Genomic DNA, 13319 nt, shown 5'->3' with positions numbered 1-13319 from the left:
CCCGTCACATAACGCCCTGCGTCCACGAGGTCACCCTCGGCTGTACGCCGTCCGTAGCGCAGCGTGAAAACCATTTCCCCAGGCGTCGCCCTCCAACGCGAGCCGCGCGCGTGCCCCCCGAGTCGCGGAGGTTAGTGTCGGCATCATGGGTAGCCAGATCGGTGTCACCGGGCTCGCCGTCATGGGCCAGAACCTCGCGCGGAACATCGCGCGCCACGGGTTCCCGGTGGCCGTGCACAATCGAAGCGAGAGCCGCACCAAGCAGCTCATCGAGCACCATGGTGACGAGGGCGACTTCACGCCCGCGTACTCCCTCGAGGAGTTCGTCGCCGCGCTGGACCGGCCCCGCCGGATCATCATCATGGTCAAGGCGGGCGCGCCCGTCGACGCCGTGATCAAGGACCTGCTGCCGCTGCTCGACGCCGGCGACATCATCATCGACGGCGGCAACTCCCACTATGAGGACACCCGGCGGCGTGTCGCCGAGCTCGCCGAGCACGACATCCACTTCGTCGGCGCCGGCATCTCCGGCGGCGAGGAGGGCGCGCTGCACGGCCCGAGCATCATGCCGGGCGGCCCGCGCGAGGCGTACGACCCCGTCGAGCCGGTTCTCACCGCCATCGCGGCACAGGTGGACGGCACGCCGTGCTGCGCCTACATCGGCCCGGACGGCGCCGGCCACTACGTCAAGATGGCGCACAACGGCATCGAGTACGCCGACATGCAGCTCATCGCGGAGGCGTACGACCTGCTCACGCACGCCGCCGGGCTGAGCGCCCCGGAGATCGCACGCGTCTTCGAACAGTGGAACGAAGGCGACCTGGAGTCGTTCCTCATCGAGATCACCGCCAAGGTGCTCGCGCACACCGACGAGACGACCGGTAAGCCGCTCGTCGACGTGATCCTCGACGAGGCCGAGCAGAAGGGCACCGGCCGCTGGACCGCCCAGTCGGCGTTGGAGCTCGGCGTTCCGGTGACGGCGATCACCGAGGCGGTGTTCGCGCGGGCGCTGTCCGCGCGCAAGGACGAGCGGACCAAGGCGTCGAAGATCCTGCCGGGCCCGGCCGCCGGGCAAGCGGGAGGCGACTTCGTCGACGCGGTCCGCGACGCGCTGTACGCCTCGAAGGTCGTCGCCTACGCGCAGGGGTTCGAGCAGATCCGCGCCGCGTCCAACGAGTACGGCTGGGACGTCCAGCCCGGCACGCTCGCGACGATCTGGCGCGGCGGCTGCATCATCCGCGCCCGGTTCCTCAACCGGATCAAGGACGCCTACGACCGCGACCCGGAGCTGTCCAACCTCCTCCTGGACGACTACTTCCGGGACGCCGTCGCGGGCGCTCAGGACGCCTGGCGCAAGGTCGTGCGCACCGCGGTCGAGCTGGGCGTGCCCACCCCGGCCTTCTCCTCGGCGCTGGCCTACTACGACGGCTTCCGCCGGGAGCGCGGCCCCGCCTCGCTCATCCAGGGCCTGCGGGACTTCTTCGGCGCGCACACCTACCGTCGCATCGACCGGGAGGGCGTCTTCCACACGCTCTGGTCCGAGGACGGCCGCGAGGTGTCCGCGGACTGAGCGGGTCCGACCGGACGGGCGCCACCGGCCGCCGGCGCCCGTCCGTATGCGGCGCCGCCCACCGCCGGTGTCCGTCGGCACGAGGCGGCGCCGCCGGCGTCGTCGGCGTCCGTCGGCACGAGGCGGTGCTCCCGGCCGCCGGGAGTGCGTCAGTGGCCCGGAGTGCGTCAGCGGGCGAACGGGCCGCCCGCGGCGAAGGCGTACGCGGCGAAGCGCTCCCCCATCCGGCGGTACCCGGCGGCGTTCGGGTGCAGCGCGTCGGGCAGGTCCGCGACGTCCGACTCGCCGAACAGCTCCCGTCCGTCCAGGTAGTGCAGGTTCGGGTCCGTGGCCGACCGCACGCCCACGATCCGGTGCAGGGACTCCCGGATCACCGAAAGGCTCAGGGCGCCCGCGGCGAGCCCCGCCGGGTCGCCGGTCGAGCGGAAGCGCACGACCCCGTCCTCGATGTCGTCGAACGTCGGGCCGGGCCGATCCTCCACGATCGGGCACAGGATCGGCGAGATGACCAGCAGCGGCGTCTCCGGGTGGCCCTCACGCACGGTGTCGAGGAAGCCGTGCACCGCGGGTTCGAAGGCCCGCAGCCGCATGGTGTCGCCGTTGACGACGTTGATGCCGAGCTTGAGGCTGATCCAGTCGGCGGGCAGGTCGCGGATGGTCCGGGCGGTGAACGGATCGAGCATGGCGTTCCCCGCCAGCCCGAGGTTCAAGACGTTCACGTCGGCGGCCCGCGCCGCGACGACGGGCCAGGTGCCGAGCGGATTGTCGGCCTCCATGCAGTGGCTGATCGAGCTGCCGTGATGCACCCAGCGCGGCCGGGGATCGGGCTGCGGCGGATGCACCGGCCCGTCGGCGCGCAACGCGATCAGCTCCACCTGGGCCCTTTGCGGAAGCCAGATCTCGACCTCCTTGCGCCCCGGCGGCAGCAGCCCGAAGCGCACGGTGGCGGGCTCGCCCGGGGTGATCTCCGGGGGGTTGACGCCGGACGCGTCCATGGCGAGCACGTTGCCGTCGGGCGTGGCGACCCGCTCACCCGGCACCCCGTCCACCACCAGTTCGAACACACCGCCGGAGCTCGGCTCGCCCGTGGAGTCCAGCGTCTTGGTGGTCAGCACATCGAGTTCCAGCCCCGTCGCCTCGGTGGCGAACACCATCCGGACACCGGACGGCATGGCCACCACGAGCTCGCAGAACGGGCTCGGGATCTGCGGCCTCGTCCAGCTCGGCAGACGCCGGGGGCGAAGCCCGGCCCCGGTGCGCTCCAGATCCAGCGCGCCTCGGATCTCGACCGGGCCGTCGAGCAGGGGGACGTCGGCGAATGCCATTCGATCGACCTTTCGTTCCGGGCCGCGGCGGCGGCCACCACCGAACGTACGGCCCCCGGCGCGCCGCGCGGAAGATCGCGGATGCGTCCTCCGCACGGCGCCCGGAGATCACAGCCCGGAGCTCGAGGCCCGTGAACCACAGCCCGGAGTTCAGGACCCGTGAGCCACGGCCCGGAGTTCAGGACCCGTGAGCCAGAGCCCGGAGTTCAGGGGCCGGGCTCAGAGGCGGGGGTCGACGGGCTCGGACTCGAGCGCGAGCACGCCGAACACCGCCTGGTGGACCCGCCAGAGCGGCTCTCCGGCCGCCAGCCGGTCCAGGGCCTCCAGGCCCAGGGCGTGCTCCCGCATGGCGAGGGACCGCTTGCGGCCCAGCGACCGCTGCCGCAGCCGTTCGAGGTGCTCCGGCTCGGTGTAGTCCGGCCCGTAGATGATCCGCAGATACTCCCGGCCCCGGCACTTCAGGCCGGGCTGTACGAGGCGGCGCTCCCCGTCCGGCCCGGCCGGCGCCGGTCCGCCGCCCTCAGCCGGGGACAGCGGCTTGACGACCATGCCCTCGCCGCCGGCCGCGGTCAGTTCCGTCCACCACGCGACCGCGGCGGACTCGTCGCCGTTCAGGTCAAGGACGTGCGACCGGGTCGGCACGAACAGCTCCTCGTCGGCGGCGGCCAGCCGGTCGGCGACCGCCAGGTGCCACAGGTGGTCCCGCTCGGCGTACGAGCGGCCCTCCCCGGCGAGCACCTGGAACGGGGCCAGCCGCAGTCCCTTCAGCCCTTCCGTCGGCCAGCAGTAGCGCGCGTAGGCGTCCCGGAACAGCTCCGCGTTGGCCGACCGGCGGGTCACGCGGTCGCGCAGCGCGGCCACGTCGAGGCCGCGGGCGGCGGCGCGGTCGAGGACGTCCGCGGCCATCGGCAGCACGGCACGGGCCGCCGCGCCGGTCGCGGCGTACTGGGTGCGCAGCAACTCGACGGCCTTGGCCGACCACGGCATCAGCTCGCAGTCCAGCGCCAGCCACCCGGTCTCGAGCTCCGCGAACAGCCCGCCCGCGGCCGCCCGGACCCGTGCCAGGAACTCCTCCGTCGTCGCCGGGTCCGGGAAGAACGGCCGGCCGGTCCGCGTGTAGACCGCCCCGGTCGTGCCGTCGTCCACCCCGAACCGGCCGGAGGCGGCGCGCCCGTCGCGGGCGACGACCACGATGGCGCGCGAGCCCATGTGCTTCTCCTCGCACACGACCCGCGCGACGCCCTGCCGCCGGTACTCCTCGAAGGCCTCGGCCGGGTGCTCCAGGTACCCCTCCAGCGCGGACGTGGGCGCGGGGGCCATCGTCGGCGGCAGGTACACCAGCCAGCGCGGGTCGACGCCGAACCGGCTCATGACCTCCAGGGCCGGCCAGACGTTCTCGTCACGGACGCTGACGCGGCCCATCAGCCGCGTCCGGACCGCCTCCCGTACGTCGGCGATGCGCAGCACGCCGGACTCCCGGTGCGAGCCGGACGCGGTCGCGGCCTCCGGGACGAGCGGCCGGACCGGCTCGTACCAGACCTCGTGCGCGGGGACCGAGACGAGCCTCTTCTCCGGGTAGCGCAGCGCGGTCAGCCGGCCGCCGAAGACGCACCCGGTGTCGACGCACAGCGTGTTGTTGACCCACTCCGGCTCGGGCACCGGGGTGTGGCCGTACACGACCATGGCCTCGCCCCGGTAGTCGTTCGCCCAGGGGTACCGCACCGGCAGCCCGTACTCGTCCGTCTCCCCGGTCGTCTCGCCGTACAGCGCGAACGACCGTACGCGGCCCGACGCCCGCCCGTGGTAGGCCTCCTTGAGCCCCGCGTGCGCGACGACGAGACGCCCACCGTCGAGGACCAGGTGACTGACGAGCCCGTCCATGAAGGCCAGCGCCGCCGCGCGGAACTCCTCGGGCTCGTTCTCGAGTTGTTCGAGCGACTGGGCGAGGCCGTGGCCGACCGTGACCCGGCGGCCCCTGAGCGCGCGTCCGAGCTTGTTCTCGTGGTTGCCGGGGACGCACAGCGCGGTCCCGGCGGCGACCATGCCCATGGCGAGACGGAGCACGCCGGGGGTGTCCGGCCCCCGGTCGACCAGGTCGCCCAGGAAGACGGCGGTCCGGCCCTCGGGGTGCGCGGCGCCCACCGGGCGGCCGAGCGGATCGCGCTCGATCGCGTACCCGAGCTCGGTGAGCAGGTCCTCCAGTTCGGCCCGGCAGCCGTGCACGTCGCCGATCAGGTCGAACGGGCCGGTGATGTGCCGCTTGTCCGACCACGCCTTGTCGTACGTGACGACGGCCCGGTCGATCTCCTCGCCGCGCAGCACGTACGCGCGCTTGAACTCCCGGTGCAGGCCGCGCAGCCCGCGCCGCAGCTCGCGGCGCTGCCGGGGAACGACGTGGTCGGGCAGGTCGCGGTCGGTCCGGGCGGCGTTGCGCTCCATCGCGACCGACTCGGGCACGTCGAGGACGATCGCGACGGCGAACACGTCGTGCTCCTTGGCGATCCGCACCAACTGCTCGCGCGAGCGCGGCTGCACGTTGGTGGCGTCCACGACCGTGAGCAGACCGCGCCGCAGGCGCGTGCGCACGATGTAGTGCAGCAGGTCGAAGGCGTCGGCGGTGGCCGACTGGTCGTTCTCGTCGTCCGACACGACGCCCCGGCAGTAGTCCGAGGACACCACCTGGGTCGGGGCGAAGTGCCGGCGGGCGAAGTGCGACTTGCCGGAGCCCGACACGCCGACCAGCACGACGAGCGCCATCTCCGGGATCTTGAGCTCCGGGGCTTCGGTCTCCGGGCTCTCCAGCTCCGTCATCGGGTGAACACCCCCATCTGGGTCGGCGCGCCGACCTCGGTGTCGTCGTCGCCGACCGGGACGTACCGGACCTGGTAGCCGTACGCTCCGGCGACCCGCGCGGCCCACTCCCGGAACTCCGCGCGGGTCCACTCGAACCGGTGGTCCGGATGCCGGAAGCCGGTGAGGCCCTCGTAGCGGACGTTGTACTCGGCGTTCGGCGTCGTGACGACCACGACTCGGGGCCTGGCGTCGCCGAACACGACGCGTTCGACGGCGGGCAGCCGCGGCACGTCCACGTGCTCGATGACCTCCATCAGCACCGCCGCGTCGTACCCGTGGAACCGGTCGTCGGCGTAGGTGAGCGCCGCCGTGAAGAGGCTCAGCCGTTCCTCCTGCGCCCGTGTGAGGCGCGCGGGTTTGAGCCGCCGCTGGGCGATCATGATGGCCCGCGGCGAGACGTCGGTGCCCGCGACGGAGCGGAAGTACGGGTCCTTCAGCAGCCGGGTCAGCAGCTTCCCGGAGCCGCAGCCGAGGTCGATGACCCGCTGCGCCTCTTCGGCCCGCAGCACGTCCAGCACCGCCTGGACGCGGCGTTCGGCGAGCGGGACCGGCGGGGCCGCCGCCTCGGTGCCGGTCTCCGCGTCGCCCGGCTCGGCGGCCGTCGGGTCGGACGCGGCCGGCTCCTCGTCGATCGGGTCCCGGTCGAGCGCGTCCTCCGGACGGTCGTCGGCCTCGGCGAGACGGGCCAGCGCCGTACGGACCAGGCCGCGGCGGTTCGCCAGGTAGCGGCGGGTGATGCGGCCGCGTTCGGGGTGGGCCGCCAGCCAGCCCGTGCCCGCCCGGATCAGCTTGTCCACCTCGTCCGAGGCGATCCAGTAGTGCTTTGAATCATCGAGGACGGGCAGCAGGACGTACACCTGGTTCAGCGCGTCGGCCAGTTTCAGCTCACCCTCGAGCGTGAGCGTGACGTACCGGGAGTCGCCCCACTGCGGGAACTCCGGGTCGAGCGGGACCGGCCGGGCCGTCACCCGCCAGCCGAGCGGCTCGAACAGCCGCCGGGCCGCCTCCGCGCCGCCCCGGCACGGCAGCGCGGGCAGCGTGATCGTCAGCGGGATCGGCGTCGCCGCCAGCTCGGCGCGGTCCCGGCTCGCGCCGCGCATCGCGGTGCGGAAGACGTTCGCCATCGCCGAGGCCAGCAGGGACGACGCGGCGTACGGCCGGTCGTTGACATACTGCCCGAGGGACAGGTCCGGTGTCTTCCGCGCCTTCGCCAGCTTGATCGGGTCGACGTCGAGGAGCAGCGCCGCGGTGCACCGGTCGGATGACGCGTCGGGGTAGAAGACGTGCGCGGTGCCGAAGGACTGCTCGAACGTCTGCACCCGCTCAGGGTGCTTGACCAGCAGGTACCCGAGGTCGGTGGCCGGGCGCACGGTCGTGGTGATCGTCAGCAGCACACGGCACAGTGTTCCGGATGTCCGGCTCCTCCCCCACTGGTTTTCGCCAGGCGGAGACCTCGCGATCGAGGTTCAGCGCGTGCGCCGGCACCGGCACCGGCACCGGCACCGGCATTGTGCAGGGAGGCCCGCCGTTCCGGTCAATGCCAATACGCCTTGGAAAGAACATCCGGAAGGTCGGGATTTGAGGTCACATCGACGATGAGGACTTGCCGGTCGGCGATATACCATTCACGCTCGGTGTAACCGGTCGTGGTCCGGTGAGCGCCGCCCTGTTCGGCGCAACTGACGGCGTATTCGCTGTACGTGGCGGGACGCCCGCCGATCTGCCGCTGCTCCGTCACCACCGGCTTCTTCGGCGCGACGATGAAGTCCTCCGGGAAGTTCGGGCACGGCTCGACGTCGGAGGCCGGATAGTACATCTGCCTCCCCGCCAGATAAGTGCCGAATCCGTGCGCCGCGGTGCTGATCTGTTTCGGCCCCATCACCCAGAATCCGATGCACGGCGTCCGGAAGAATTCGGCCTTCGGGTCCGTGCACCGATCGGTCAGCACGTGCTTCCCGGAGAACTCGGTGTCGACGACGGTCCAGCCGGCGCGCAGCGGCAGGCCCAGCGTGTCGAACCACGTGAGGTTCGCCGGGGGTGTGGGCGTCGGCGTGGGCGTCGGCTTCCGCGCACGGCCGGCCCCGGCGTTCCAGGGCACGAGCGTCACGGCGACGGCCACCAGCGCCGCGACGACCACCGCCCCCGCTCCCACGAGCAACGCCGTCCGTCCTCCGGACCGTGACCGCGGGGCGGTGGGACCGCCGGGTCCGTACGGCTCCCTGGTGGTGTCGTACGGATGCGCCGATGGCATGGTGACGGACGGCGCCGCACCGGGAGCCCCGGGGACGGGTCCGGGGTTCCCGCGAAGAGCCGGTCCGGCCGTCCCCCGGCCGGGGGACGGCAGCGGCTCCTCGCCGAGCAGCCAGGCCAGGGCCTGCCGCGCCGACGGCCGCCGGGCCGGATCCTTGTCCAGGCAGGCCGCCGCGATCACCCGCAGAGGGCCCTGGAGGTCGCCGAGGTCCGGCGGCGCGTGCTGGATCCGGCTCACCACCGCGCCGATGTGGTCCTGCCCGAACGGGGGCCGGCCCGTCGCCGCGTACACGATCGTCCCGCCCCAGGCGAACATGTCCGCCGCCCGTCCCGGCGGTTCGTTGCGCAACTGCTCCGGCGCCATGAACGCCGGGGTCCCGGTGATGTTCCCGCTGAGCGTGGCGTCGACGACGTGCGCCACGCCGAAGTCGATCACGCGTGGCCCGTCGGGCCCCATCATGACGTTGGCCGGTTTGAAATCACGGTGGACGACCTCCGCCTGGTGGATGGCGACCAGGGCGGTGGCCGTGCCGATCGCCAGCCGATGGAGCGCCGACCCGCGCAACGGCCCGCTCTCTCCCACCACCTGACGCAGCGACGGTCCGTCGATGAACTCGCTGACGATGTAGGGCACCTCGCCCTCGACGTCGGCCGCGAGGATCCGCGCCGTGCAGAACGGGTCGACCTTCCGCGCGGCGGCCAGTTCCTTGGCGAAGTACCGCCGCTCGCGCGCGTCACCGGCGGACCGCAGCAGCTTGACGGCCACTCGCTCGCCGGACCGCGACTCACCGAGGCAGACGACTCCCTGACCGCCCTCGCCCAGCCGGCCGAGCAGTCGATAGCCGGCGACCTCCGGCGGGTCCTGAGACGTCAACGGCCGTAGAGAGGGCATGCCGGGATTCTGCCGCAAAAGGGCGATCGCCCGGCGTCTTCCGACACCGGGCGATCAACCTGGAATGACCGTCACGCCTGGGGGAGCACCTCGCTCGCGATGAGCTCGAGGTGGTCCAGGTCGTCGAGATCGAGCACCTGGAGATACATCCGCTCGGCGCCGAGCTCACGGAACCGGCCGATCTTCTCCACCACTTCGGCCGGGGTGCCGGCCAGGCCGTTCTCGCGCAGCTCGTCGACCCGCCGGCCGATCGCCTCGGCCCGGCGCGCGATCTCCGCCTCGTCCCGCCCGCAGCACACGACCTGCGCGGCGGAGAAGGTCATCGACTGGCAGGACCGGCCGCCCTGCTCGCAGGCCGCCCGCACGCGCTCGTACGCCGCCCCGGTCTCCTGCAGCCCGTTGAAGGGCACGTTGTACTCGTCGGCGTACCGCGCCGCCAACCGGGGCGTCCGCTTCGCGCCCACGCCCCCGATGATCAGGGGTGGGCGCGGCTGCTGCGCGGGCTTCGGCAGCGCGGGCGAGTCCGTCACCCGGTAGTACTCGCCCTCGAAGGAGAACGTCTTACCGGTCGGCGTCTCCCACAGCCCCGTCACGATCTGCAACTGCTCCTGCAGCCGGTCGAAACGCTCGCTCAGGCTCGGGAACGGGATGCCGTACGCGGTGTGCTCCTCCTCGAACCATCCCGTGCCCAGCCCGAGCTCGACGCGTCCTCCGCTCATCTGGTCGACGTTCGCCACGGAGATGGCCAGCGGACCGGGCAACCGGAAGGTCGCGGCGGTCACCAGCGTGCCGAGACGGATCCGCCGGGTCTCCCGGGCCAGTCCGGCCAGGGTGATCCAGGCGTCGGACGGACCCGGCAGGCCGCTGACGTCTCCCATCTTCAGGTAATGGTCGGAGCGGAAGAACGCGTCGAAGCCGCACTCCTCGGTGGCCTTGGCGACGCGGAGCAGGGTGTCGTAGCTCGCCCCCTGCTGGGGCTCTGTGAAGATCCGCAGAAGCATGGCTCCCATCCTGCTACCCCGCCGCCGTCTAATGCACTATTTGGTCTAGACCTCTTCGCCGCGCCGCGCGCGACCGATCCACACCAGGAGGAGGCCGACGGCCGCCAGTCCCATCCCCGACAGCGCCACGGTCGCGTACGGGAAGCCGGTGTGCGGCAGGCGGTGGACCCCCGGGGCCGGCCGCACCGGCATCGGCCGGGCGTTGCGGGTGTGACACGCGACACTGTTGTTGGCCGGGTTCTCGTCCGGCGTTCCGGACGCGACCGTGCTGAGGCAGCGGAGCCTGCCCGGGTGGGCGTGCGGCCGCGCCCGCACGGCCAGCCGGAGCTTACGGGTCCTTCCCGGCGGGATGGCGCCGAGCGGGCAGACGAAGCCCGGTCCCTGCGTCAGGCAGTGGCGGTCCTTGCCGATCACGATCGGCGTGTCCTCGTTCGGAGCGGGCCGCTCCGGCCCGATGCCGGGCCCGATCGGCGCCTCGGCCGAACCGCCGCGGGGGATTCCGCTGTCGGCTCCGGTCGCGGCCGCCTTGCCGGGCTCGGCCGCGACGCGCGCCGGCGACGAGGCGCACGGGGCGCCGACCGGGCGATCGGCGACGTTCCCGGCCGGCCCGTTCGGCGCGGAGCCGCACGCGGGGACACCCTGGTGTCCCGCGCAGGAGCCGCACACCGGCACGCTCTGCTGACCCGCGCAGGAGCCGCACGCCGGGGCGCCCTGCTGTCCCGCGCAGGCGCCGCACGCCGACCCGGCCGCCGGGGCCTCCGCCGCCGGATGACGCACCGCGCAGGAGCCGCACGCCGGGGCGCCCTGCTGTCCCGCGCAGGCGCCGCACGCCGACCCGGCCGCCGGAGCCTCCGCCGGATGACGCACCTCCGGCCGATCGGCCGCGACTCCCCCGGCTGCCGGCTGCCGCGCCGCACACGCGCCGCACGCCGGCTGCCGTCCCTCAGCTCCGCAGCGAGGAGCGGCCGGCTGCGCCTGAGCCGCCGCGCACGGCGGGGCTGCCGGCGCCTGCCCCGCCGAGGTCGCCGGCCTGTCCAGCGGGGCCGCGCAGGGCGGGTCGGCGGGCCCCCGCGGGGTGTTCTTCCCGGCGAGCGGCCGCGCGGGATCCGCCGTGGTGCCGCAGGGCGACGTGCCCGTGTCCTTCGTGAGGGGCCGTGTGCCCGGATCGTTCGCGGCCGGCCACGCGTCCGGGTCGTTCGCCACCGAGCTGCGGACGACGACCGCCTCCGCGGTCACCGGCCCCTCGTTGGTCACGGAGATCTCGTAGGGGACCTCTCCCCCCGGCCGTACGGTCTCCGGCAGCACGTCCCCGGAGACCGCCAGGTCGGTGGGCTGCGACGCCGTGACCGGAGGGAAGGCCATCTCCCGCGTCGTGGAGCCCGGCCGGCCCTCCCAGGAGACCTTGGCCGGGCCGGCGAGCGTCCGCCCGGTCGGGGTCTTCGGGTCCACCGTCGCGGTGAGGGCGCCGTGCCTGGTCTGCCGGGCGGGGAGGACGCCGATCTGGCAGACGAGGTCCCGGCCGCCCCGCCACCTGCACTTCGGCGGCATGGCGACGATCTTGAGGTCGCGGTTCGGCCTGGTGGTGAGGGTGACGTTCCGCACCGGGGCCGCGCCGGTGTTCGTCACCGAGTACGGCCAGGTGTACGTCCTGCCGGGCACGACGGCACCGTGCGGGCCCTGCGTGTCGAGGATGACCCGCGAGCGCGGCGGGACGTGCCCGTCCCGGTGATCCCGGTCCGTGGTCTCGTGGTCGCCTCCCGGCCACGCCGAACGGTCGCCGTACCCCCAGGCGGCCGGACCGCGGTCCCAGCCCGCGAGCCCGTGCTCCGGCCCGGCGGGCGCCTGCTCCCGCCCGCCGGGCCGTACGTCGTGATCCCGTCCGGTGGGCCGGTGGTCGTGTGCGCGCCCCGATGAGCCGCCCGGCCCGTCGGCGTGCGCGGATTCATGCGACGCGAGTAGCGGCATGATCGTGAAGCACGAAACGGCCGCCGCCGCCGCGATGCCCCGGGTTCCGGCACGCGTGGCGCGGCCAGAGAAGTCGATCATCGTTGTCCCCCGTGACGTGCTCGGATGCTTTCGACAACGACCCGTTGTAACCGACCCCCGGATGACCGCCTAGCAGCGTGTCGGCGTGTCGTCACAAAGCGTGATGGTAAAAACCTGGGCGATCATGGCGAGATCAGAAGCACGGCGATAGTTTCGATCACCCCGACCTAGGAGCCGACCGTGCCCGAGAAGAAGGTCACCGCGGCCGCGATCGCCGGTGCCGTCGTGACCATCGTCGTCTGGATCCTGCGTCTGTCCCACATCGCCGTGCCGGCCGAGGTCGCGGCGGCGGCGACCACTCTGCTGTCCGCCGCCGCCGGTTACCTCGCCCCGCACACTCATCGTCCGGACCTGGAAGGCCCGGCGACCGCCCCCCGGACCCCGCCCGCCGCGCCCTGACGAGCGTCCCCGGCCGGACCGGGGACGTCGGGGCGTCCTCAGCGCCCCCGGTCCGGCCTCACAGCCCCATGCGGTCCTCGCAGGCCGGGCAGGACGCTTCGAGGTAGCGGACGGGGATCTGCTCCTCGCTCCACTCGATCGACGCCAGGACCCCGCAGCCGAAGCACACCGGGCACAGGCCGACGCCCGAGAGGGCCTGCCGCACCGCGATCAGCAGCCGGCTGGGCGGCAGGCCGCGGATGACCTCGTCCACCTCGTCGCGCGTGCAACGGATGCGGATGTGCCCCGTACCGTCGCACTGCGGGCAGTCCCCCATGCGCAGCAGAGGGGGGTCCTTCTGGAGGGTGACCAGCTCGCCGCTGCCGATGCACATCTGGCAGGGCATCACGATCCCCTGGAACGCCCCGTCGCCGATGGTCTCATCGCTCATGCGCCGTCCCCCCTCACGGCCACCCGGATCGACCGGACCGAACCCTCACCTGCCAGCTTCCTCCACCAGGAGCCGCAGCACCGCACTTTTTCCGAGGTCGCCCACCGCCGGAACTGCGCAAACTCCCCCGTATGGGAAAAGCCGGCTAGCCGAGCAGGGCGTAGACGGTGGTGGCGTGGGCCGCGACGGCACCGTCGGCGGCCATCTCGATGTCCGCGAAGGCCAGCGTGCGGCCGATCTTGGTGAGCCGCGCCGTGACGACCACGTCGGCGTCCACCACCGGGCGCTGGAAGGTGCTGGACTGCTGCACGGTCGTCATCGGCACGTACGCGCCGCGAGCCGCGGACACGGCGATCACCGTGGCCGTGTCGGCGGCGGCCATCAGGGCCTGGCCGGACAGCGCCCCACCCTCCCTGGCCAGCCTCGGCGACCAGGGCAGGCGCAGCACCGCGCTCCGGTCGCCGACCTCCTCGACGACCAGGCCCAGGTCCTGCACCCAGGGCGCGAAGTTCTCCTTCAGGATCGCGTTGCCGTCGGCGGCGCTCAGCGTCAT

The 13319-nt window shown here is 73.1% G+C and carries 10 protein-coding genes; 2 read left to right on the top strand and 8 right to left on the bottom strand.

Annotated features, from left to right (window positions below):
• The first annotated feature begins 145 nt into the window (after nucleotides 1–145).
• The gene (gene gndA / locus AB0L00_RS13360; protein WP_364432615.1) at nucleotides 146–1570 is read left to right on the top strand and encodes an NADP-dependent phosphogluconate dehydrogenase; all 1425 of its coding nucleotides are present in this window, start codon (nucleotides 146–148) and stop codon (nucleotides 1568–1570) included.
• A gap of 167 nt (nucleotides 1571–1737) precedes the next feature.
• Here the strand turns inward: gndA and AB0L00_RS13355 are convergent, their stop codons facing one another.
• From AB0L00_RS13355 to AB0L00_RS13330, 6 genes are all read right to left on the bottom strand, one after another.
• On the bottom strand, nucleotides 1738–2895 hold the full coding sequence (locus AB0L00_RS13355) for an SGNH/GDSL hydrolase family protein (protein ID WP_364432612.1): 1158 nt from the start codon (nucleotides 2893–2895) through the stop codon (nucleotides 1738–1740).
• A 219-nt stretch (nucleotides 2896–3114) separates the two neighbouring features.
• Entirely contained in the window at nucleotides 3115–5706 is a 2592-nt protein-coding gene (locus AB0L00_RS13350; protein ID WP_364432609.1) for a polynucleotide kinase-phosphatase, read from the bottom strand.
• Nucleotides 5703–7142 (bottom strand): 3' terminal RNA ribose 2'-O-methyltransferase Hen1, encoded by a 1440-nt coding sequence (locus tag AB0L00_RS13345; RefSeq protein WP_364432606.1) that lies wholly within the window; start codon nucleotides 7140–7142, stop codon nucleotides 5703–5705. Before AB0L00_RS13345 ends, AB0L00_RS13350 begins: the two co-directional genes overlap by 4 nt.
• Before the next feature lie 140 nt (nucleotides 7143–7282).
• Nucleotides 7283–8890: a serine/threonine-protein kinase gene (locus AB0L00_RS13340; protein WP_364432603.1), complete on the bottom strand. Its 1608-nt coding sequence runs from the start codon at nucleotides 8888–8890 to the stop codon at nucleotides 7283–7285.
• Nucleotides 8891–8961: 71 nt separating this feature from the next.
• The gene (locus tag AB0L00_RS13335; protein ID WP_364432601.1) at nucleotides 8962–9891 is read right to left on the bottom strand and encodes an LLM class F420-dependent oxidoreductase; all 930 of its coding nucleotides are present in this window, start codon (nucleotides 9889–9891) and stop codon (nucleotides 8962–8964) included.
• 45 nt (nucleotides 9892–9936) lie between these two features.
• A complete protein-coding gene (locus AB0L00_RS13330) occupies nucleotides 9937–11937 on the bottom strand; it encodes a hypothetical protein (RefSeq protein ID WP_364432598.1) in 2001 nt (666 codons plus the stop codon).
• Between the two features lie 180 nt (nucleotides 11938–12117).
• Here AB0L00_RS13330 and AB0L00_RS13325 point away from each other — a divergent pair, with 180 nt between their 5' ends.
• A complete protein-coding gene (locus AB0L00_RS13325) occupies nucleotides 12118–12336 on the top strand; it encodes a hypothetical protein (RefSeq protein WP_364432595.1) in 219 nt (72 codons plus the stop codon).
• Between the two features lie 58 nt (nucleotides 12337–12394).
• Here AB0L00_RS13325 and AB0L00_RS13320 read toward each other — a convergent pair whose 3' ends face one another.
• Nucleotides 12395–12766, bottom strand: a complete 372-nt coding sequence (locus tag AB0L00_RS13320) for a hypothetical protein (RefSeq protein WP_364432592.1) — start codon at nucleotides 12764–12766, stop codon at nucleotides 12395–12397.
• Nucleotides 12767–12911: 145 nt separating this feature from the next.
• Entirely contained in the window at nucleotides 12912–13319 is a 408-nt protein-coding gene (locus tag AB0L00_RS13315; RefSeq protein ID WP_345358928.1) for a PaaI family thioesterase, read from the bottom strand.

This window comes from Actinoallomurus sp. NPDC052308 (genome assembly GCF_040679195.1).
GTDB lineage: Bacteria > Actinomycetota > Actinomycetes > Streptosporangiales > Streptosporangiaceae > Actinoallomurus > Actinoallomurus liliacearum.
This window is presented reverse-complemented; position numbering and strand designations above follow the sequence as displayed.